The sequence below is a fragment of the Fictibacillus enclensis genome (assembly GCF_001457035.1).
Lineage (GTDB): Bacteria > Bacillota > Bacilli > Bacillales > Fictibacillaceae > Fictibacillus_C > Fictibacillus_C enclensis.
The window spans coordinates 959,532-981,172 of the sequence record NZ_KQ758618.1 but is presented as its reverse complement, the minus strand read 5'-3'; the positions used below and the strand labels follow the sequence as shown (position 1 = coordinate 981,172).

The window sequence follows — 21,641 nt, the reverse complement described above, 5'->3', positions numbered from 1 at the left end:
CAAAAAAAACGTTGAGTCGAGCTCTAGCTCCAGCTCCAGCTCCAGCACAAAGAAAAAGAAAAAAAAGAAATATCAAGATGAGATGATAGACCCTGGCTTGCCAAAATGTAATTGCAAAATTTGCAAAAAGAAGAAGAAGAAATATCGCTGGTAATTTATTATTTCAAAACATACTAAGATTAGTAGCACAAACCACGGCCAGGTTTGTGCTACTATATTTTTGTAGAGGTGAAGAATAGGTCGAGGCAGCCCCGGAACTTTAAGTTCGCATGCAAAACAGACCAACTTCACCGTCCTTATATGAATCAGTTTCAGTATGTTGGATCCGTTGAGATCGTGTAAAAGAAAATGGAATCGATAGGGATAGGTGAGGACTTCTGCAATCGTTTTGAGGGAGGAACGTAATGATGAGTATTATTGCTTTTGACGTAAGTATGGGAAAAAGTTATATGGTGATTTACAACACCTCGAGGTGTTGTGTTTTTGAAGGAGAAATACTACATAATAAGATTCATTTTGAGAAACTGTATCAGCGCATTGTCGCACTTGTTCAGCAGGATGGACATACACCGGAAATTGTCTTTGAAGCCACAGGGGTTTACTCCCGCCAATTAGAGCGATTTATGAACGATCATGGTTTTCCTTATTGCTTATTAAATCCTCTCGAATCTAAACTTCAAACGGCTTCTATGCGAATGCATAAGACGGATAAAAGCGATGCCCATGTAAAAAACAGCTACAACTAGGGGTATTTAGAATGCCTTAAATAAAGTGACAATACCGAAGGCTTAATGACTCCCTAAAAAACTATTGACTAATCGTAAGAAAGGGGCTGTCTAAAAAGTCCAATTTAGGATGAAATTTGCCCAAACTAAAAACCCAAGAATGTTGATACAACAGCATCCTTGGGTTTTACTTTTTACCAATTTGAGCTTAAAAAACTACTTTCCGGACAGCCCCTTATGCTCTCCTAACTCTCTTATGGTACCGCAGTAACATGTACGGTGAAGCTTTTTCCTCCTGTATTAGATGGTTTGGCGATGTATAAATCCTCACTCTTTTTAATATCGGTAATTGATCCGTTATGAAGGTCTGAGAAGATGGTTTCATCGATTCCGAAGCTGACGTCGTGCATGACATCAAAATGGGCATCAGTTGGTCCATCTGTAATGGTCCATTTCAGCTTAGTCGCATATGGCGGAATGTTGTCGATTTTAAAATTGCCGCTTGAACGATAGTCTTGGCCCTCTTGAGGGGTTCCTTCTGATCGAATCGATGTAATTTCTGTCGGTGCTTCAACTTGGACGTGGAATCGGTCATTATCTAGAATTCGGTCGTAGGCATACCACTTTCCCAGCCAATTACCTGCTGCCTGATTCGATTCAGATGGAATGAGGCGAATTGAGAACCATTTCTGTCCATTCATTGCTGATCCTTCCCATGTCGCTGCGAAAGGAAATTCATCGCATTGTTTGCTTAAGCCATTCAAGGGATAGGAGTATCAGCCATCCTGGCTCCAATAAAAAGCAATATAATTTTCTGCAATGAGTAAAAGGCAGCGTATAAGCAATACTAAGAAGGAAGTTTTTGAATAAAGGAGGGAATGTAATGACAAGTCGCAATGGCAGCAAAGGAAGCCAAAATCAAGGTTCACCCCAAGCACAAAACAATCAAGAATTTAGCAGTGAGTTTGTGAGTGGGGATGATAACAAAGGAAAAGAATATCGTTCTAAAAAGGGTAGTAAATCAAAGAATGATCCAAAGGAAAGCGGAGCATAAAAAAATCGTGAGGTTTACGCCTCACGACTTTTTATGCCTACTGCTGAAAAGCATCAGAATCTGACTCAATGGGATGTTATTCCGTTGCTTGTTCTAAATGTTTGGGACCAGCTAAATATATTGATAATTGGTGGGAAATCGTGAATTGGAGCGAAGTGGAGCAACGATACATAATCAAGCAAAACAAATTGTATGACAGCCGCTATTTTAAGAGGTAAATATCCATATTTCGGTGTAGAAAGCGTTATTACTTTTTGGCAGTTAGATGAATTAAAGATTTCAGCTTTCTTCAGCCCGTGAAGTAAAAGCATTTATAGAGCAAATAAGGAACGCTTTTCCTCTTTAGCATAGGCATTTCAAGTTCAAAGGATTTGCAAACGTTCAAGCGAAAACAGGGTACAATGTAAACTGTTTCAGCTGCAATGTTTAAATCAACAGCTGATTTATAAATTCATTTAACAACTTTTTGAGAGTATAAATAAAAAAGAAAGCCTAGAGCATTTAACTGCTGCCAGGTCTTTTTTTATGCTATACAAGAAAGAAGAACATTTATATATACCCTAATGCATGCAGTGAAACGCACCGAATAGCAATAAGAAAGCGAGTTACCTTATAATTCATTTTCCCTTTGCTGTTTAGTAGAGAAAGACGCAGTTTCACCCTCATTACCCGGTTCTTTTTGAAACCCCTTATCCAGCTGACCGGCATTTTCAATATCTCCCGATGCCCGGTATCCTGCTACTTCCTCATTGCTTGTTGTGCCATATAGGCCCATGCCACCAAGCTGTGTTCGTACGTTTTCCTGAATTTTATCTTTTTTGTCTGCCATTTTCTTCACCTCCGCTTGTTGTTAATGTAACCAACAATTAGTACGGTATGTAAGAAATAAAACAACTTTATTGAAGTATAGTTTTTATTTTTTTTGAAACTATATTAATCGGAGGTGTGTTCATAATGGCAAAAAACAAAGATGTTCCAAATACACTCAAATATAGTATATGGAATACACGAACGGATGAAACTCAACCGGGTAATAAAGAAAAATATACTCAGTCAATTGACAGATCTAACCGAGAATCAAAAACAGCAGACAATCAAGAATAACAATCGCTCCATAGTTTCAGATTTGGCGGTTACAAAAATAAAGTACTAAATGAGCAAACGGTTACACAAAGGGCTACAAAGAAGGAATGTAAAAAATTATAGGATCTATAGCTTGTTCTCTTTTAACGTTCGCGGGAATAATAATAAATAATGACATATATTAAAAAAGACCGCTGGTGCTGCGAACACCAACGGCCATACAATAGAGGTTCCCTAAAAGGGGATCGACGTTAAGGTAGAAATAATCCACCGGAGCCGTTAACTCGAGGGTGGATTATTTTTTGGTTAAATGACAGTACCGATTGACATTGTCCATCGTGGTGTAATAGGCGTTGGTCACGTCTCGAATGCACTTATTTATCTCTTGAATCAATGAAAAAACAGATTTTTGATGATCAATAAACGCACCCTACCGTTGAAGAAAAACAGACACCATTCTTAAACTAACCTGCCCCTATAGTTCCATAGGAAAAGCTGCCAGGTTTGGCAGCCGGATCTTCAAGTAACGCACCGTTAGTTCAATTGAAAAGCCTTACTCCTTATTAAATTAAAATGAAACATTTTTCCATTTACCCTCAAAAAAATCAAATGCCTCGCTGATTACAGTAGGTGTCAATTAACTTTTCAATTTGATCAAGATCCGGAAATTTTCCTGAAAAAGAAAATTTTATTTCTTCCAAAAACTCTCCTTTGTTATATACATGAATCGCGCCATTTTGGTTGATTACACTATATTCTGGTTCAAACCGAAAACCATTTCGTTCCACAGCACCCATTGGCCCAAATACACTCCTTAACCAAATATATAAACACTACAATTAATATTTCACAAATCTGCTGTTAACAATCTTATAATTCATATTTTTCTTTTCAATCTAGTAAGAAAAATGCAAGAACGTGCTATAGACCTACAAATAGCCCGGCCTAAGTTATCATTCGAATAAAAGGTATCATCCGCTGATTTTGAGGCTATCTGTCCACTACATGGACTGAAAGCATCTCGATATCTTTGTGACTGAATTATCATCTAAAAATACAAAGAAAATCAGCCGCTCTCGTCTGGTTGTCAATTCCATCTTTTGTTGAACACAACGAAAGGCGTATCCTTACGTCTGTTGTAGGCTTTTACCGCACGCCTACAGGTGTCGCTTTAAATATGCAAGTGCCGATCCTCACCCTAGCTAATTGGGACAGAAAAAAACACCTAGGCTGCTGCCATGCTCCTGAATTCTACTGTTCACAATCTTTAAGTAAAATAAAAAAAGAGCAGCCTCCACAACTCGGCCAGCTCCAATGTTTTATTAAACCAAGTTGCACATTCTTTAACTTTTGCTAGTTATCGGGTACCGCCTGTGAGATGCGCGTCAAACATATCAATGATTTCAATGAACCTATCCGCTTCCCTGAAAACATGGTCCGCTAATAGAGGATGAATAATGCTCTTTATTTTACATTGTTCAATTAAATCACGGGCTGTTTTCTTGAAGTCCCTAAGAGATACGACAGACACCCGGTTTTGATCAAGAAATTGATCTAAAAGAGGAACTGTTTGGGATTGTGGCTTCATAGATTCTAGGTCCCTTGCTTGATACAACAATTGATCAAAATCATTGCTGAAATTCCGTGCTAAATCAACTAGTTTCCTTTCTGATGGATCAAGGAGATGACCAATAAATTTGGCATGGTCTGCCATAATCCTTAAGAAGAAGACATTTTCTTTAATAATGGCTTCTGGAAGCGCTTGTAATTTCCCTTCATTTAATTCTAATAATCGTTTTCTAAAATAATTTGCTTCCCTACTTGTATGGTCAACTAATAGTGGAAAATTATTTTGCCCAGGCAATTTGCATGTGAGAATTAGTCCTAATATTTTCCGTTTAAAGAAGAAAATATTAGTTGCCGCTTGTTGAACTTCGGAATTAAACCTTCTTATTTGTTCGGGGTCTGTTTGATTATTAAAGGAATGTGCAGTTTGTTCGATGCGTTCAAATATGCGATAAAATTGATTAGCCTCTTGAATTAGTTGAGTATCTTCTGCTCTAAAACCCAATCGAAGAAATAAAGAATGTTCTTTCATGATTCTAGACCAAAAACGAATTTCATTTAAAGAGCGTTCAACAAACAATCCAGAGGTAACACCGGTATCAGCATGCAAAGGTGAATCTTCCCCGTTCATTCTATAACCTCCCTTATATACTTCCTTCATTCAATTTATATATACTTGGCCGTTTGAATATGCTTATTTGAAAATTGAGGAATAAAGAGAGGAATATTTTTGTTCTACCTATAACTATCCTATATAATGTGTTCAACACTTATTGTCCAGCATAAAATTCTTGTGAATTTCTATGTCAAAACTTCTTAAAAGGACTCAAAAACCCTAATTAATACGGAAAATGACGTGTATCAATTCACACGTTTCCCGGATCGCAAACAAAATGACAGCTAGTTCAATATACAGAAGAAATTCAGAAGTAAAATCAAACATCTTTTATCCTCTCCTTAATATCCTTTTGATTTCAGAACGGCTTGCAGTTTCTTTCGTGTGTTATGGCCAAAGATTCTGTCAACTTCATATGGAAGATAGAAAGATAAACCTTCTGGAACCTTTCAAGTGCATCCTGGGTTTTTGGTCCCCATAGTCCATCCTCAGCCCCGCATTTAAATCTAACAGCATTCAACGCCTTTTGAAGCTTCAGGATCTCAGCCTTCGGATTCTTCTTACCATTACCAACTGTGATAGAAGGCACAAACACCGAAGTAACCAAAAATGTTTTCCTCTCTATATGTAGGCAATTAAAAAAGCCACCCACTCACAGGCGACTTTATGTAATTTTATTTAACTTTGATATTTGAATTTAATATTTTTTTAATCTGATCGAATGCTTCTTCCTTACTAATCCCCGCATCTGCCGGCTCTTTCACTTGATCTAAAACTAAAAAAGCTTCAGTCACAATTCTTCTCGCCTCTTCAGGCGACATGCTCTCAATCTCTTTATCTAATCCACGCTGCAGACTCATCATTCTCACCTCCCTTCACCAAAGTGACAGGTGATATGCTCACAATCATCACAGTAGTGCAATTTCCCTTCTTGCTTAAGGATCTTCCAGTCTGTAGGATGCAGCACAACTTTACAATTCAAGCATTTAATAATTCTTTTTTTCACAATTCTCCTTCCGACAAAAATAATTCGCGAGAAGGTTCTTAAATCCTTTAATAAAGGTACACGATGTTATCAAAAATAAGAGTTGCCTTTGCTTAATTAAAAAAGCTGATTAGGTTTTAACCAATCAGCTTAAATCATGGACATGGCCAATAAAAAAATTCTCGGGATATATGTAATATTAAGATTTTTCAGGTCTGAAGAATTCTGGCAGGCTGTACATATAAATGATTCATAATAGATAGCAAATTTTATACAACTTCACAACAAAAAATATTCTGCTGCCTTTTTGTAAATTAAGGAATCCTAATAAAAATAACGTACGATTCTTCTCGAGAATTGTAGAAGTCTTTTCCAGCCAATTTCATCCTTGCAAGATGCTGTCTCGATCACTTTAACTTGCCTGAGGAAGAATGGGTAAATGCTTGTGTCATTAAAACACTTCTTAACTATACGATTGGACATGGATAAATCTACAATTGGCTAATCTCTTATAAGTATGTATAATTACTTTATGGGTTTAAAGCGTTTATGTATAACATAGCATGAGAGGCAGGGACATCATGGGAAAAAGTCACCAAGATTTAAAGAAGGGTTTATTACCCCGGCATGTTCAATTTATTGCCTTGGCGGGCATGATTGGAACCGGGATATTTAAAGGGAGTTCAGATACATTAAGTATGGCGGGGCCAAGCGTTGCTTTAGCCTATTTGTTAGGCGGGCTGTTATTATTTATTGTCATGACTGCACTTGCTGAAATGGCTATTGCTTTTCCAAACTTAAATGTTCAGAATTTGGTCCATAAAGCCTTCGGGCATCGAGTATCGTTTATTGTAGGCTACCTTTATTGGATCAACTGGGCGATCGTAACGATTGTGGAGATTTTGGCCGCAGGAAGCTTTCTTCAATTTTGGTTCTCCTCCGTACCGCTTTGGCTGTCAAGTTTGATTTGTGCCATTTTTATTATTGGGATTAACTTATTTCAAGTAAAGTATTACGGAGAGATCGAATTTTGGTTTGCGGGAATAAAAATCGTCGCTTTAACCGCTTTTATTATTTTGGGGAGTTGTATTTTGTTTGGTTTCATTCCAAGCCCCATTGACAACCCTTGGAACAATTACACAGCGCATGGCGGTTTCTTTCCAAATGGGATTGGGGGTATGCTGAGCGCATTCTTAATCGTCATGTTCTCTTATGGAGGCGCAGAGCTGATTGGCGTGGCGGTTACAGAAACAAAGGACGCTCAGAAGGTTTTGCCAAAAGTCATTAAAGGTACCGTGGGAAGGGTGATCCTTTTCTACATTCTCCCTATCCTCATTATTTGCGGCTTAATGCCTTGGAATAAAGTAACGGGTGCAGAAAGTCCTTTCGTACAAGTTTTCAGCCTTACAGGATTGCCAGGAGCTGGACATATTATGAATTTTGTTCTTTTAACAGCTGTATTATCTGCAGCTAACTCTGGCATTTATGCCACATCGAGAACACTCTATTCCATGGCTCAAAACGGTGAAGCACCGAAAAAGCTATTAAAAGTAACAAAAAACGGGATACCCATCATTGGGATCATCATTACATCGATTTTTATTTTTATAGGGGTATTTTTAGCTTATTTAACGCCTGAACAGATTATTGGCTATATGATGACCATACCAGGGTTTACGATTCTTTTAATTTGGACAGTAATCTGTCTCTCCCAATTGAAGCTTCGCCGTCAATATACGAGCAAGCCATTCTTTCAAGTAAGAGGGTTTCCATACACAACCATACTGGGAGTAATGGCCTTATCCGTTATTTTTATCTTTTTCATATTCAATAAAAATAATTGGATTGGCTCCACTGTTTGTCTCTTAATATTGGTGGTTCTTACAATACTTGCCCTATTGAGGAAAAAACAAAACGGCTCCCCTGTGTAAATGACACCTAAAGAAAACCAACTTAACAGGCTGGTTTTCTTTTTTTGATTATAGGATAAGGATTCCCGAAATATCTTTATCCGTCATATCCTACATCTTTAACTTCTTCGATATTTTCAAGTGATGAGACATGAGATGGGTTAATGATCAATCCCTCAAACTCAATAAAGCTATTGATTGCGTCCCCCTCCTGCTCTTTTGGTGTCTTGTATGGTCATATTTCTTAAACTTTAAATGTGTATTCCACGCCATTTTATTACCCACATGTAAAAATCCAATAACCTAGTAAATGAGCCAGCTTTTCTGATCTAAATTGATACTAATAGAACAATTCTAGACATATGTTTTACAAAAAGCATAAGAAGGAGTGTAAAGTAAGTTGAGATCAGTGAAGGTTCGGTTACGGCCCATTGTAAGTAATATTAATTTACCAACTGTTTTAAAAACAACTATACTTCCGGGTGACTCCATTGAAAGATTATTTATTGCAACCCAGGTGGGAGAAATCTTTTACATAGGAAATGGAGTAATCAAGACTTTTTTGGATATTCGACAACGAATCATAAAACTCGGTACTTCTGAACCCGGTGTTTCTCGAGGTGGGTATGATGAACGGGGGTTACTGGGGCTGGCGTTTCATCCGAATTTTTATTTTAACCGGCTTTTTTACCTACATTATTCAATGGCAGGAACACAAGGTCCAGGTGCTCTTTCTAAACATTTTAAACCTGACCCATGTGATCCTAAAACGTTAAACCTGAAATGGGTCAATAGAGAAACTAAATATGATCATATCGATACAGTTGAAGAATGGATATTGCAATCAAATGGTCAACCTCAAAAACGGCGGACATTACTTAACCTAAGAAGACCTTTTTTCAATCATAATGGGGTCAACAGCTTAACCTTTTCACCTGAAACCGGCAAACTTGTTTTAACGACCGGTGATGGCGGGGCGGGCTTTGATCCATTTAATTTAAGTCAGAATGATTTGGAAATCGCCGGTAAAATAATTGAGATTGATATCGTTAAAAATACCTTTATCAATAACCCGCCAGTAGTTACACGTTTTAATGAACTTCCCCTTCCTATTCAGGAAACACTTACGGTAATTGCCAAAGGGGTTCGTAATATCCCAGGTATTTCATTTCAAAGATTTTATAATCAGTACATTAAATATGCGGGTAATGTCGGACAGGACTTGGCAGAATCCATTTTTTCGTTCGTTCATTATAAACCGATACCCGTTACTCAGCTTGTTCAGCACGCTTCTTTAATGGATTCTGTCACAGACCAAGAGGGATTTATTAACTTTGGCTGGCGTGGCTGGGAAGGTACTTTTCCTACTATGATTAAAAGGGGCTGCTCTGCAAACTCTGCTCTAGATGAGAAAACAATTGCTTATTACAATGAGGCAATAGAAACGTCAGTAAAACGCCTTGAACCTATAACGAGTTATTATCACAAAGATCTTCGCCCTGATAAGTTCGGCGGCACTGCTCTTACAGGTGTCCAGCCATATCTAGGGGATAATATCCCTGATTTATCAGGAAGCGTTGTATTTACCGATGCTGCCCGACAAGAGTCTCAACCGGTTAGAGGTGTTTTAGCATACACCAGGGCAAGAACAGATGGTAAGCTAAACGATTTTGGTGTTATTGAGACCGATTATAATTTCGGGTCTCAATCGGCTCTTTACATGAGCTTAGGAGCGAATCTGGAGAAAACCAGACTATATTTAGGGGCGTACGGTTCAATGAAAGTAACCGATTTTAACCAAGGTACTATTTTTGAGGTTATTCCATAACTATATTCATTGTTAGACATTATTTTTTGAGTGAAAATGGTCGGTTGGATAATAGACAAATCAGTAAAAGATTAACGAAACATTAATGCATATGGTTAATTAGAGATTTTTTTTCATTAAAGCTGCTACTTGCATATTATCTTCTTGAGATGTTTCTTCCAGATGTTTAATAATCAATTCTTGCCTTTCCACAGGATGATTCTGACTTAATTTCGCTTTTGCTTCAGTATTTGTGATTTTTATTCTAAACGCTACAATTCCTTTCGTCATTCCTTCTATAAAACTAGGTTCTACGTGATTTAAGTTGTATGGACTATCAGAGATTTCATATTTATTTACCAGATGATTTAAAGAATCAATGATTGCGTTTCTGTCTTCGACAATCTCCATCTTTCCATAGACATGGATAGAAACATAATTCCATGTTGGCACTGCTTTACTTGTCTCATACCACGATGGTGAAATATAACAGTGAGGGCCTTGGAAAACCGCTAGCACTTGCTGGCCTTCAGCATCCTTCCATTGTGCGTTTGGGCGTGCAAAATGGCCATATAACAAATGTTCAGATTTATTTAACAACAGCGGAAGATGAGTAGCGTACGGTTCTCCTTTATGCTGAGAAAATAACGCTGCAAAGCCGTATTTTTCGATAAAATCATAAATTACTGCTTCATCCTCAATCTTAAAAGGTTTAGGGATATACATAACATCCATTCTTTCATAAAAAGTTAGTTGAGTGTTTTTATCATGATATAATCCGTTTGTTCTTCATCCCCCATATAAAATGAGTGAGCTCCCGTTTGGACAAAGCCTAATTTCTTATAAAAAGAAATGGCGTTTTCATTCTTTTCCCAAACACCTAGCCAAATTTTCTTTTTACCACATTCCGTCGCAATTTCCATAGCTTTATTCAGCAGATATTTACCAAGTCCTTGTTTTTGAAATTTGCTTTTTACATAGATCCTTTCAATTTCAAATGAATCGTCCCCCATTTTTTCAGACTGGGCATCATTGGTATTGACCTTTAAATATCCTGCTACTTCATTTTTAAAATAAACAAAAAAGAACTGCGAAGAACGATTGGATAATTCTTTTTCTAATTGTCTTAAGTTAAAGGCTTTTTCCAAATAGGCTATCATATTTTCCGGTGAATTTTCATGTTTAAATGTCTCGTCAAATGTTTCATAACTAATCTCTTGAAGTATGCGTAAATCTTCTTGGGTGCACTTTTTTATTTTGATCGTCATTCCTATTGCCCCTCCTTCAATAATTTCTCTTGTTTCCTTTTTTTACAAATTCCCAGTCCTTTTCTACATTTTTTCTTACTCTTACAAGAAGATTGAAAATGGTTTCTGCTTCCTCTTCGGTTAATCCCTCTAATGCAACATTATTGGAATACTCATTTTCTCTTTTAATAAAAGGAAAAACACTTTTCCCCTTCTCTGTTGGAAACAGTTTTTTAATTTTTTTGTTATATTGATCGTCTTTTTTTTCAACAAAGCCATTCATTTCAAGTTTTTTTATAGCACGTGATGCCGTTGTTCGATCTACTTTAATCATCTCAGCTAATTTCTCCTGAATCATTCCAGGGTTTTCACAAATTCGCACAAGGTACAAATACTGTCCTTTTGTAAGATCATATTCTTTAAATTCTATATTACTGATTGAATCCAATGCCCTTGCGATCATTCCAATTTCACGAAGAATTTCCTTCATAATTCACTCCCTTAGCATTTTTTGTTGTAAATGCAATAAAATTTACTTATATTAAATGTAGCTTATATTTGTTGTATATGCAATAATAAAGATTCAAAAATGAAACGGTAAAATTGAAATTGTTTATTTATGTTTTAGGTATCCTTATCTTAATCCTTGGTATTTCTTTCACAATACAATTCAATCTCGGAACATCACCGATTATGATACAGAAAAAAAGCATTCTATTTAGAATGCTTTTTTAACTGCTGTACTTATTATAATTGGTATATTTATCTTCTTCCAGCCTGCTTGAACACTTACTTAAACCAGCCTTTTTCCTGAAACCGGGTTATGGCCTCAATCCGATTGGTGACTTCGAGTTTTTCTAATATGGTTGAAATGTAATTCCGTACCGTTCCGGCTTTGATAGAAAGCTGAGTGGCGATTTCCTTTGTATTTTTTCCATCGGCAATGAGGGTCAATACCTCTTTTTCACGGTCAGTCAGCGGGTTCTCCTCACTGTAGGCATCGTCCACAAGTTCTGGAGCATATATTCGCCTGCCTGCCATCACACTGCGGATGGAGCTTGCCAATTCTTCACTTGGACTATCTTTCAGTAAATATCCTCGAACCCCAGCCTTCACCGCACGCTGGAAATATCCTGTACGAGCGAATGTAGTTAAAATGATCACTTTGGCACCTGATTCTTTCAGTTCTTCCGCTGCTTCAAGTCCCGTTTTTACTGGCATTTCAATATCCATAATACAAATGTCAGGCTGATACTGATGAACAAGCGAAATCGCTTCTTCTCCGTCGCCGGCCTTTCCCACGACTTCCATATCCTCTTCCAAATTAAGCAGCAGACCCAGTGCTCCCAACATCATTTGCTGGTCTTCCGCAATGACGATCCGAATCATTTGCCTTCCTCCTTTTCCGCGGATTTTATGACATTCGGCACTCGTATAATTAACGTAGTCCCTTCCTCTGAAAAGAGTTCAAGACGTCCGTTAACAAATTCAAGTCTTTCTTTTATTCCCAGTAATCCGTGACCTTTTGTTATATCTTCATTTACTTTTAAACCTGCGCCGTTATCCTTTATGGAAATATTAACTTCGTTTAATGATTGTTCGATAGAGATATGGCAGGTTGTTGCGTTACTGTGTTTTACAACATTGGTTACCGCTTCTTTCAAACACATACTCAGAATGTTTTCAATCAACAGGGAGACATTTGTTAGGTTTATTTTTTGATCACCTATATATTCAATTTGCGCTGCTTTAAGTATTTGTTTCACATTGATGAGTTCCTCTTCTAATCGAATGCCTCGCATTTGAGACACCATTTTCCGGACTTCGTTCAGTGCTGTTCTAGCCGTCTGCTGGACGTCATTTAACTGAGATCGGGCCTGCACTGGATCTTTTTCAATTAATTTTTTGGCCAAATCACTTTTCAGACCAATCAGCGAAAGCTTTTGTCCTAACGTATCGTGCAGATCACGGGCAATTCGCTGTCGCTCCTGCTGTTTTACGAGTACCGCATTTGCATCTTGCAATTGTTCTTCGAGATGCTCACGCTTTTTTCGATTATATAAACTGAAAGGCATCAGGATGATACTGATCCAAATGATAATGATAAAAGGCAGTTGTTTTAGGAACTGATCATCTTGAAAAACGATGTTGAAGTTAAAAGAGACGGTCATACTGACGAGATGTAGAATATATAAGGAAATAAAAGGGATCCGTTCTTTTATATTACCAATAAAATAAGCAAGAAAAAATGCAAAATAAATATAGTTGTAAAGGCTTGTCATGGTAATGGATATGGCAATAAGAATGCAAGCCCAACCGTAAACAGGCCACCCTTTTGAAATGAAAGCAAAACGATAAGAAATAAAGAAGAAAATGGTTAGTATAATACCCGCTACAATGGCTTTCGTGGAAGATGATTGAAAAATAAAGTAAAACGGTAAAATACTAAAAACGCTCCAAACATACGGGGAAATCCCTGTATTCCTTTGAAACAGTTGATATATCTTTTTCATATTGAAACCTCTTTTGCGATGTTAAATGCCTATTGTAATTTTATCACAATATCTTTTCAAGAAAGAATGGAGTCCTGAAAACAATGGGTTGACCCATGCTTTCAGGACTACGTATGTTATGTGCCGCTTAAACTGATTTCAAATAGGCGTTTACCTTATTCTTTTTTGATTTTACCTTTTGAATGCCTTTAAAGCTAATAAACGTTCTGCTCTCCTCATCCCAAAGACGGAATCCAAGGGAACGAAGGCTTGAAGTAAGAGTGATCGTTTGTACATTTTGGAATGTTGAATCAATACGATGAACATCTTCCAAGTTATAATTAGGCACCCTTGGGCTTAAATGATGAATATGATGAAATCCAATATTGCCTGTCAGCCATTGCAGAACTTTCGGAAGCTTATAGTAAGAACTGCCATCTATAGCGGCTTTCACATAATCCCACTCTTCGTCATGTTCAAAATAAGAGTCTTCAAATTGATGCTGTACATAAAACAGCCAAATACCGGCAACACCCGATACAAAGAAAATGGGACCTTGAACAAGCAAGAATGCCTCCCAGCCGACTGTCCAACAAAGTAATGCAGCGAACGCAGCGATAGAAAGGTTTGTTATATATAAATTTATACGTTCTTTGAATCTTGCTCCTTTGCGGTTAAAGCGATTGGTAATCAGGAATACGTATATTGGCCCAAGACCAAACATTATGATCGGATTTCGGTATAAACGATAAGCGATGCGCCTCCAAAAAGATGCCGCTAAATACTCATCTACCGTCATGATCCAAATATCACCTGTTCCACGTTTATTTAAGTTACCACTTGTAGCATGATGAATGTTATGTTCATGCTGCCATTGATGATACGGAAATAAAGTAAGGACTCCTGTCATCGTTCCGATAATTTTATTGGCTTTTCGGTTTCGAAAGAATGAATGGTGACAGCAATCATGAAAAATAATAAAAATGCGAGTCAAAAATCCGGCACCAATTATCGTTAAGGGCAAAGCAAGGAAATATGAAATGGACAAGCTTTCGTAAGCCAGGTACCACAGAAGAATAAAAGGTACAAGTGTATTAATTAGCTGCGTTACACTATTTTTTGTACTTGGTTTTTCATATGGGGCAACTTGTTTTCGTAAATTAACAGCATTTTTGTGTTTTGACATTAGTATGTTTCCCTCCCATTGGTTCTACTTAAGTATACAGATGGGAGTCTTGGCTTTTAAGACATATGTGTCATTCCTAAAGTATGATAAATGTCATGTATACCGTTAGACCTTTTATTTAACAAACAAAGGGCTATTTAGTTTAAAAGCGTTTATTAACATGGAATAGGATAAACAAGGACTGAATCCCCAAAATAAAAACAGCCGGAAAGCTATGTGCTCTCCAGCTGTTTTACTTTTGCACCTCCAAAAAGGCCTGGTGCAAATTGCCCTTCACTTTAAACTTATCGATGTTTAATCCTAATGAAACCATCGTTTGAGCTACTTCCGGACGTATTCCAGTGAGTACGGTTGTTACCCCAAGTAACGATAAAGCATCCATCACTTTATACAATTGGTCCGCCACCATAGTATCCACAATGAGTACCCCTGATAGATCCAAAATAAGATTTTCCAGTTTTAGTTTGGATGATTGTTTTAAGGTTTCTTCCAAAATAAGTTGAGCTCTTTCTGTGTCAATATTGCCAATTAACGGTAAGACTCCTGTTCCTTTGACCAAAGGGACGATCGGGACTGACAGCTCTAAAAACGCCGATTTAGCCTGTTCAAGAACTTTTTGGTAAGACTCCACATAACTCAAGCTAAAAAAGTAAACAGCATGGTCCAGAAGAGGGTCGATTATTTCAATAACCTCAAATATAGTTTCTACAGACAACCCGTGACTTATCGTTTCTTCTTTAATCGCTTTCCAAAGGTATGTGCGATAAAAGCTCGTATCAAACAAGGCTTGGTCAAGAGGGGCTCCGATTTTAAATAGAAAATCCCCCGCTTCTCTTCCCCATTCTCGAAACTGCTCAATGCTGCGATCAAGATTTTCAAATTGGATCAGTGATTCCCCAAAAAGTTGAATCAATTGCTCCCGAAATTCCATAATTTTAGGCAATACTCTTTGAAAATCATTGGTTTGTTCAGGTGTCATCTGCACACCAGCCATTCGGTTTGAATGAATCATTTCGGCAATCGCTTGTTTCCGATGGATAAGTGCTTCTCCGAGCAGCTGTAAGTCTTGCTTCATTAGTTCAAGTCCTCCGGATTATTTTGATGGTATTATTTATACCCACATCATAACCTAAGTTTTTGGTAAGGGAAAGACGATTATTAAGAGCGAATAAGATACATTCATAAATGTTATCATTCTACCGTAAGTTTTTGGATCTCTCACTAAAAAAATTAAATAGTTTATTATTATAGTATAGAAATTTTTCATGAAATGGTTTATTATTACATAGTTATTTATTTACATTCATAGGGGGAAAAGCAACAAGTGAAGAAACCAACATGGGTATTCTCTGCATTAATAAGTAGTAGTCTGATATTTTCAAGCACGCCAACAACCGCGGCCACCAAAACGACCACTGTCCATTTTATGGATGTCGGCCAGGGAGATGGCACGTATATTAAAACCGCTGGCGGTGATGATATGATCATCGATGCAGGAAACAAGGATGGCAGCGATGTAGTTGCTTACTTGAAGAAGCAAAAAGTGAAAGATATTGAAGTTATGATCGCGACACATCCTGATGCGGACCACATTGGCGGACTGGATGAGGTGCTAAAGGCATTCAAAGTGAAATCTGTTTATGCACCAAAGGTTTCTCATACAAGTCAAGCCTACAAAGATTTTCTGCTCGCCGTAAAACGTGAGGGGTTAACCATCAAAACGGCGAAAAAGGACGTAAAGGTGCCGCTTAAGGGTGTGTCAGCAAAGTTTGTTGCTCCGGTTAAAACGTACAGCAAAAGTGACCTAAACGACTGGAGTGCCGTTCTCCGTCTGGTGCATGGCAAGAAATCGTTCCTGTTCACAGGAGATGCCGAGGCTAAATCAGAGGCAGATATGATAAAATCCAAGGAAACCTTAAGAGCAAACGTTCTTAAAGTAGGTCACCATGGTGCGAAGACATCATCGAGTAGTGCGTTCATTAAAGCGGTGAATCCGCAGTATTCTGTCATCTCTGTCGGCAAAAAGAATCATTACGGTCACCCTACAAAAGAGGTATTGAACCGATTAAAGAAAACGAAAGTATATCGAACGGATCAAAAAGGAGCTATCGTCTTTACAACCAATGGCTCAACGTTGACTGTAAAAACGGAGAAGAAGTAATGAAAAAAATCAAAGGAATCATTGATCGCATCGAGGGTGAGTATGCTGTCGTTGAAATCGGAAATGAAACCAGAGACATCCTTCGATCCATTCTGCCTAAAAATGTTCAAACCGGTGATGTCGTTTATTTTCAAGGTGATGAAGTCCTTGTTGATAAAGAACAGACAGAAAAGCGGAGAAAAGAAATTGAAGATTTGATGGATGAAATTTGGGAGGATTAGAAAAAGCAGCCAATTTGGGCTGCTTTTTCTATTGTAATGGCAGAGTAACCATTACAGCAGTCCCTTCATTCGGATCACTTTCCATCCATATACTTCCCCCATGAGCTTCAGTTAATTGTTTGGCGATGGTTAGCCCTATGCCACTCCCTCCAAATCGGCGGTTTCTGGATTTCTCCGTCCGATAGAATCGTTCAAATACCTTAGAAATTTCTTCTTTAGATATTCCTATCCCGGTGTCTTTTATTGTGATAACAGCATCCCTCTCTTTAATCTCTATTGTAATGTCGACCCTCCCGCTTGCAGGGGTAAATTTCAAGGCATTTGTTAACAGGTTAATCATAACTTGCATGATTCTTTTTTTATCAATAAGCAATTGTATCTGCATTTTTTCATGAAAGGATAAGGCTATTCCTTTTTGCAGATAAGACTCTCGTAATGTACTCATACTTTGTTGAAGGACTTCCCCCAAGTTTTCTTTTCGCTTTTCAAGTACAAAGTTGGGTGCTTCAAACGTCGTTAATTGTTCGAGATCATAAACCAGCAGGATGAGCCGATCAATTTCTTCTCCAAATGAATGCAGCCGCTCAGGTGTAGCCTCAAAGATTCCATCTTCAATGGCTTCCATATGACTCTTCAGAGTGGCCAGAGGCGTCCGTAATTCATGAGCGATATCACTGGTCATATTTTCTCTTGCAATCTCCTGTTTTTGCAGCTGTGCTGCTAACTGGTTTAAAGATTGCCCTAACTCCTGCAATTCATCATTTCCCTGGACCTTCACTCTAACATCGAGTTCGCCTTTTGCCATTTTCTCTGCTGCCCATTTCATTTGCACAAGGGGCTTTGATAGTTTTCTGGCTACGAAATAGCTAATCATACAAACCAGAATGAATACCCCCAATAATGTCCATAGTATTGAACCGATGACCGCGCTCTCAAAATGAATGGCCAGAGGCTTAATCACCCGAAATTCAGGCGCATCCAATTTAAACATTGTAAAATGATAATGAATTTCCAACAAAATGACCAGGCTTGCTACCATTAAAATAACCGTTGCTGCAAGTATAAAAACAAGGGTCAACCGGGCATGCAGTCCTTTAATCTTCACTTCGGTTTCCTTCAAACTTATACCCCATACCAAAAACGGTCCGTATGTACCGGGGCTCTTTAGGATTGTTCTCTATTTTATAGCGAAGGTTTTTGATATGCTGGTCGATGGTGCGGGTTTCCCCTTCATAATCATATCCGAGCACTTTTTCCACAAGCTCGTCTCTAGTAAATGTGCGTTTAGGATGTCGCGCAAAAACAAGTAACGCTTTATATTCGATTGGAGTCAGACTGATAGAATTGCCCTTTAAAAAAACTTCTTTTGACTTTGCATTTATCGTTAACTCGCCTTGATTATAAGAAATTTGGTCCGCCAGTAGATCGTTCTCATTGGAACGTCTCAGAATCGTTTTCACCCTCATTACAAGCTCCCTCGGACTGAACGGTTTAACCATGTAATCATCCGCTCCCAGCGACAGACCTTTTATCCGTTCTGTTTCCTTTGCTTTTGCCGTTAACATGAGGATGGGAACGGAAGCTTCTTGTCGAATGCTCTGGCAAATATCCTCGCCGCTGTAATCTGGAAGCATTAAATCCAAAATAACAAAATCAATGTGCCCTCTCTTTATATACTCAAGGGCCGCTTGTCCAGTAGCCGCTTCAATCGTTTGACAACCTTCGTTTCTCAAATACGAAGAGACAACCTCGAGTATTTTCTCTTCATCATCTACAATCAGGATGGTTTTCATCTATTTTCTCTCCCTTTCTTCTTCCTCAATTATAGACAAAAAGAGAATCCTTATGAAACACTTGGATTCTCTTTGTTATCTTTATTTAGCCTCCAGCTCGTTTTCCGTTACCCATTTATGATTTTTAACCCTTTTTCCACCTGTTGTTGGGGTATAGTCCACCATATAGACGGTTGTTTTTTCAGAGGATTCGATTATGGCTGAAGCATCTTTCATGCCCTTCATATGATCCGCCTTCAGCTTGACCTTTTGCCCTTTTTTCAGTGTTTTGTTTCCTGCATCCTGGATTTCCTCTTGAATGACCCATTTGTGATGTTTAACGGGTGTTCCACCTGTTGTTGGGGTATAGGTTACCACATAGGCTGTTGTATCATAGGCCCCGGCTATTTTTGCTTTTGCGCCCTTCATCCCCTCCATATGATCCGCGTTAATCACCGCCTGACTGCCCACTTCATACTCTGGGTCCATAGCTTTCTTCAGGTCCTTTGGTACCTCCCCGGAGCCCGAATGATTCATTCCCTCATGACTCATTCCTTTATCTTTTGTTTCATGTTTTTCCGAATTTTTATCGCCAGTGTCATTTGAACACGCTCCAAGAGTCAACGACACCGCAAGCAATGATACAATCCAGATATTTTTTCTTTTCATGCTGTCTTCCTCCTTATGATTCATGCTGCTTTCATAATAGAAAGCAGTTATGAAGAACTTGTGAAGAACCAATTAGGAACATGTCCAAACATTTGATGAGGTGTCTTTTTTTGACCATTCTTCGTTTCATCAAAGTGCTACAGATTGCCAGCATTATAAAACATGTATAATTAATCCATAATATATTTTTATTTTAGAAGAGGAGTTATTTCAACTGAGCCATTCACCCCTAACCATGAAAAGCCCCATCCCCATTCTCCGTATGTTTGTCGAGGAAAAAGCCAGGGAATTTTATCTAACCTTTTTAGGTTTTAAGGTCGATTGGGAGCATCGTTTCGAAGATGGTTTGCCATTGTATATGCAAATTGCATATAACAACTGTGTGATTCATCTTTCTGAGCATCATGGAGACCTGTTGCCCCGGGGCTGCCCTCAGAATTGAAGTTGAAAACTTGGAGCTGCTACATACCAACCTGTTATCACAAAAATACAAATATGCCCGCCCAGGCATTGAGAACACTCCATGGAATACACGGGAGATTCGTATTGGCGATCCTTTCGGAAATAGACTTGTATTTTTCGAGAACATAGGACTGGATTTGAACAGAAGTAATATCTTTAACTTATAAAAAGCAGTTCCAATTAATCTCTCTTGCACACGGATACAGGGGAGATTTCTTTACTTAACACTGAAGCTTCCTTCTTTTTACCAATAGAGATAGATTCTTTTGGAAAGAAGGATAATTAAAAATTAACTTGACAAAAAAGGTAAGAGCATAATAAATGTGCTCTTACCTTATAAATTCATAATTCGAATAACATTTTTCATTCATTTATGCTTTCGTTTACGGAAGTAAAATTGTGTTTGTAAATTACACATTTAGTTTTCTTTCATTGATAATGGATATTGGCATACTAATGCTTACTGTGGTTCCTTGATTGACCTTACTGTCTACTTTAAGAGTTCCTTTATGTGATTCAATTATCTTGTAACATATCAGCAATCCTAACCCGGTACCATTCTCTTTTGTCGTAATAAAAGGCTGTCCCAAAATGGGGAGTTGTTCCTTTGGAATACCGACTCCCTCATCTTTGATAGTTATCAAAACTTGTTCAGGATGCATTCTACTAACTACAATCATTATCTGACCACCATTAGGCATTGCCTCCATTGAATTCTTTAAAAGATTAAGAAAAACTTGCTTCATTTGATTCTTATCAAGATAAAAATCAGGCAAATCTGATTCATATTCTTCTGTAATTTGAATGTTGTGATTTTCCGTCTTTAAATTCAATAATGCAATAACTTCTTTCAATACATGTTCTATATTTTGTTCTTTTAAGTCAACTTCCTTTGGCTTTGATAGATGTAAAAAATCGCCGACTATATTATTTATTCGTTCAAGTTCACTTTCCACGATCGCTATATATTGGTTCTCATGCTGGTTCACTTGTAATAATTGAATGAATCCCGATATAGAAGTTAAAGGATTTCGTATTTCATGAGCAATGCCTGCAGCCATTTGTCCCAACAGCGCCAATGCTTCTGATCTTTGTAAAAGAATTCGTATCTCTTCTTTTTTTAAAGTTATATCTTTAATAACAGTCAGACTGACGTCTTTATTTCCATACTTAATATCATATGAGCTTACCTCGTAAAAACAAGCCATGCCATTTTTACTCTTTATTTCTATATCAACTGGTTTAGATTTACTTTCTTCTAGTAGGATTGCGTTCAACAATTGTTTGGTTAGGGGGGGCCCCACAAAATTATTCAACTCATTACCAATTGCTACATCCATGCTACTCAGATTTATTAGTTGAAGAAAGGGCTGGTTTAAGTACAGTATTTTTCCATTTTGGTGAATCAAAATAGATTCTGGCAAAGTATCGATAAGAAGTTTGTAACCTTCTTCATTAGCCTTTGATTGTTTTGCAAATTCCCGTATTTTGTCATAATGCCAGCCAATGAGCCAGGCAATGAATGTGAAAAGGAAAAAATCAAAGGTCCAAAAAGGGTGACCGCTCCATATTTTTTGATAAGTGGTAAAAGCAATTGAAAGTGAAATTAATGAAAGCTGTCCAACTTTCCTCATATATACTTCTCCAACAGATATTTTTATCTTATAATATCATATACAGTTTGA

Annotated in this window: 24 protein-coding genes and 4 pseudogenes; 11 read left to right on the top strand and 17 right to left on the bottom strand. The window is 37.7% G+C overall.

What is annotated here, in order from left to right:
- Positions 1–404: 404 nt before the first annotated feature.
- Positions 405–725 (top strand): annotated as a pseudogene (locus AS030_RS15275) (IS110 family transposase); the annotation flags it as partial.
- Between the two features lie 254 nt (positions 726–979).
- On the opposite strand, the gene AS030_RS15270 reads toward AS030_RS15275, so the two are convergent.
- A complete protein-coding gene (locus AS030_RS15270) occupies positions 980–1,489 on the bottom strand; it encodes a NucA/NucB deoxyribonuclease domain-containing protein (RefSeq protein WP_074440565.1) in 510 nt (169 codons plus the stop codon).
- Positions 1,490–1,608: 119 nt separating this feature from the next.
- On the opposite strand from AS030_RS15270, the gene AS030_RS15265 reads away from it, so the two are divergent.
- The gene (locus AS030_RS15265; protein WP_061972844.1) at positions 1,609–1,779 is read left to right on the top strand and encodes a hypothetical protein; all 171 of its coding nucleotides are present in this window, start codon (positions 1,609–1,611) and stop codon (positions 1,777–1,779) included.
- A gap of 18 nt (positions 1,780–1,797) precedes the next feature.
- Positions 1,798–1,997: pseudogene (locus AS030_RS23720) on the top strand (hypothetical protein); the annotation flags it as partial.
- 392 nt (positions 1,998–2,389) lie between these two features.
- On the opposite strand, the gene AS030_RS15260 reads toward AS030_RS23720, so the two are convergent.
- Positions 2,390–2,608, bottom strand: coding sequence for a hypothetical protein (locus AS030_RS15260; protein ID WP_061972841.1), 219 nt, complete (start codon positions 2,606–2,608; stop codon positions 2,390–2,392).
- 125 nt (positions 2,609–2,733) lie between these two features.
- Here AS030_RS15260 and AS030_RS23715 point away from each other — a divergent pair, with 125 nt between their 5' ends.
- A complete protein-coding gene (locus AS030_RS23715; RefSeq protein WP_156412587.1) occupies positions 2,734–2,883 on the top strand; it encodes a hypothetical protein in 150 nt (49 codons plus the stop codon).
- Positions 2,884–3,467: 584 nt separating this feature from the next.
- On the opposite strand, the gene AS030_RS15255 is transcribed toward AS030_RS23715, so the two are convergent.
- The 4 genes from AS030_RS15255 to AS030_RS15240 all read right to left on the bottom strand — a co-directional run bounded on the left by AS030_RS15255 (position 3,468) and on the right by AS030_RS15240 (position 5,907).
- On the bottom strand, positions 3,468–3,659 hold the full coding sequence (locus AS030_RS15255; protein ID WP_061972838.1) for a YbxH family protein: 192 nt from the start codon (positions 3,657–3,659) through the stop codon (positions 3,468–3,470).
- A gap of 560 nt (positions 3,660–4,219) precedes the next feature.
- A complete protein-coding gene (locus tag AS030_RS15250; RefSeq protein WP_061972836.1) occupies positions 4,220–5,059 on the bottom strand; it encodes a DUF2935 domain-containing protein in 840 nt (279 codons plus the stop codon).
- Between the two features lie 343 nt (positions 5,060–5,402).
- Positions 5,403–5,633 (bottom strand): peptidoglycan-binding domain-containing protein, encoded by a 231-nt coding sequence (locus tag AS030_RS15245; protein WP_240482365.1) that lies wholly within the window; start codon positions 5,631–5,633, stop codon positions 5,403–5,405.
- 85 nt (positions 5,634–5,718) lie between these two features.
- On the bottom strand, positions 5,719–5,907 hold the full coding sequence (locus AS030_RS15240; RefSeq protein ID WP_129474871.1) for a hypothetical protein: 189 nt from the start codon (positions 5,905–5,907) through the stop codon (positions 5,719–5,721).
- A 388-nt stretch (positions 5,908–6,295) separates the two neighbouring features.
- On the opposite strand from AS030_RS15240, the gene AS030_RS24845 reads away from it, so the two are divergent.
- From AS030_RS24845 to AS030_RS15230, 3 genes are all read left to right on the top strand, one after another.
- A complete protein-coding gene (locus tag AS030_RS24845; protein WP_082635847.1) occupies positions 6,296–6,445 on the top strand; it encodes an Ada metal-binding domain-containing protein in 150 nt (49 codons plus the stop codon).
- A 165-nt stretch (positions 6,446–6,610) separates the two neighbouring features.
- Complete coding sequence (locus AS030_RS15235; protein ID WP_061972829.1) at positions 6,611–7,960, top strand: amino acid permease; 1,350 nt, start codon at positions 6,611–6,613, stop codon at positions 7,958–7,960.
- Between the two features lie 379 nt (positions 7,961–8,339).
- On the top strand, positions 8,340–9,767 hold the full coding sequence (locus AS030_RS15230) for a PQQ-dependent sugar dehydrogenase (RefSeq protein ID WP_061972826.1): 1,428 nt from the start codon (positions 8,340–8,342) through the stop codon (positions 9,765–9,767).
- A 99-nt stretch (positions 9,768–9,866) separates the two neighbouring features.
- Here the strand turns inward: AS030_RS15230 and AS030_RS15225 are convergent, their stop codons facing one another.
- From AS030_RS15225 to AS030_RS15215, 3 genes are read right to left on the bottom strand one after another with little or no spacing between them, the layout of a single operon-like run.
- A complete protein-coding gene (locus AS030_RS15225) occupies positions 9,867–10,472 on the bottom strand; it encodes an FMN-binding negative transcriptional regulator (RefSeq protein ID WP_061972824.1) in 606 nt (201 codons plus the stop codon).
- 23 nt (positions 10,473–10,495) lie between these two features.
- The gene (gene paiA, locus AS030_RS15220) at positions 10,496–11,014 is read right to left on the bottom strand and encodes a spermidine/spermine N(1)-acetyltransferase (RefSeq protein WP_061972820.1); all 519 of its coding nucleotides are present in this window, start codon (positions 11,012–11,014) and stop codon (positions 10,496–10,498) included.
- A 16-nt stretch (positions 11,015–11,030) separates the two neighbouring features.
- On the bottom strand, positions 11,031–11,483 hold the full coding sequence (locus AS030_RS15215) for a MarR family winged helix-turn-helix transcriptional regulator (RefSeq protein ID WP_061972818.1): 453 nt from the start codon (positions 11,481–11,483) through the stop codon (positions 11,031–11,033).
- A 113-nt stretch (positions 11,484–11,596) separates the two neighbouring features.
- Here AS030_RS15215 and AS030_RS24350 point away from each other — a divergent pair.
- Positions 11,597–11,683 (top strand): annotated as a pseudogene (locus tag AS030_RS24350) (YitT family protein); the annotation flags it as partial.
- Between the two features lie 99 nt (positions 11,684–11,782).
- Here AS030_RS24350 and AS030_RS15210 read toward each other — a convergent pair.
- The 4 genes from AS030_RS15210 to AS030_RS24595 form a co-directional block, all read right to left on the bottom strand.
- Positions 11,783–12,382, bottom strand: a complete 600-nt coding sequence (locus tag AS030_RS15210) for a response regulator transcription factor (RefSeq protein WP_061972816.1) — start codon at positions 12,380–12,382, stop codon at positions 11,783–11,785.
- Positions 12,379–13,506 carry a sensor histidine kinase gene (locus tag AS030_RS15205; RefSeq protein WP_061972813.1) on the bottom strand — a complete coding sequence of 376 codons (1,128 nt, stop codon included), beginning with the start codon at positions 13,504–13,506 and terminating at the stop codon, positions 12,379–12,381. The genes AS030_RS15210 and AS030_RS15205 overlap by 4 nt, the downstream gene beginning before the upstream one ends.
- Before the next feature lie 127 nt (positions 13,507–13,633).
- Complete coding sequence (desA, locus tag AS030_RS15200; RefSeq protein WP_141687093.1) at positions 13,634–14,671, bottom strand: Delta(5) desaturase DesA; 1,038 nt, start codon at positions 14,669–14,671, stop codon at positions 13,634–13,636.
- Positions 14,672–14,903: 232 nt separating this feature from the next.
- Complete coding sequence (locus AS030_RS24595; protein WP_061972808.1) at positions 14,904–15,746, bottom strand: STAS domain-containing protein; 843 nt, start codon at positions 15,744–15,746, stop codon at positions 14,904–14,906.
- 282 nt (positions 15,747–16,028) lie between these two features.
- Here AS030_RS24595 and AS030_RS15190 point away from each other — a divergent pair, with 282 nt between their 5' ends.
- Complete coding sequence (locus AS030_RS15190) at positions 16,029–16,832, top strand: ComEC/Rec2 family competence protein (protein WP_061973061.1); 804 nt, start codon at positions 16,029–16,031, stop codon at positions 16,830–16,832.
- On the top strand, positions 16,832–17,053 hold the full coding sequence (locus AS030_RS15185) for a DUF3006 domain-containing protein (RefSeq protein WP_061972806.1): 222 nt from the start codon (positions 16,832–16,834) through the stop codon (positions 17,051–17,053). Before AS030_RS15190 ends, AS030_RS15185 begins: the two co-directional genes overlap by 1 nt.
- Positions 17,054–17,081: 28 nt before the next feature.
- On the opposite strand, the gene AS030_RS15180 is transcribed toward AS030_RS15185, so the two are convergent.
- From AS030_RS15180 to AS030_RS15170, 3 genes are all read right to left on the bottom strand, one after another.
- Complete coding sequence (locus AS030_RS15180) at positions 17,082–18,173, bottom strand: sensor histidine kinase (RefSeq protein ID WP_082635831.1); 1,092 nt, start codon at positions 18,171–18,173, stop codon at positions 17,082–17,084.
- Positions 18,148–18,846: a response regulator transcription factor gene (locus AS030_RS15175; RefSeq protein WP_061972803.1), complete on the bottom strand. Its 699-nt coding sequence runs from the start codon at positions 18,844–18,846 to the stop codon at positions 18,148–18,150. The genes AS030_RS15180 and AS030_RS15175 overlap by 26 nt, the downstream gene beginning before the upstream one ends.
- 81 nt (positions 18,847–18,927) lie before the next feature.
- On the bottom strand, positions 18,928–19,494 hold the full coding sequence (locus tag AS030_RS15170; protein WP_061972800.1) for a YdhK family protein: 567 nt from the start codon (positions 19,492–19,494) through the stop codon (positions 18,928–18,930).
- Positions 19,495–19,729: 235 nt separating this feature from the next.
- Here AS030_RS15170 and AS030_RS24340 point away from each other — a divergent pair.
- Positions 19,730–20,123, top strand: a pseudogene (locus AS030_RS24340) (glyoxalase superfamily protein).
- Between the two features lie 243 nt (positions 20,124–20,366).
- Here AS030_RS24340 and AS030_RS15160 read toward each other — a convergent pair.
- Positions 20,367–21,590: an ATP-binding protein gene (locus AS030_RS15160; RefSeq protein ID WP_061972797.1), complete on the bottom strand. Its 1,224-nt coding sequence runs from the start codon at positions 21,588–21,590 to the stop codon at positions 20,367–20,369.
- Between the last annotated feature and the right edge of the window lie 51 nt (positions 21,591–21,641).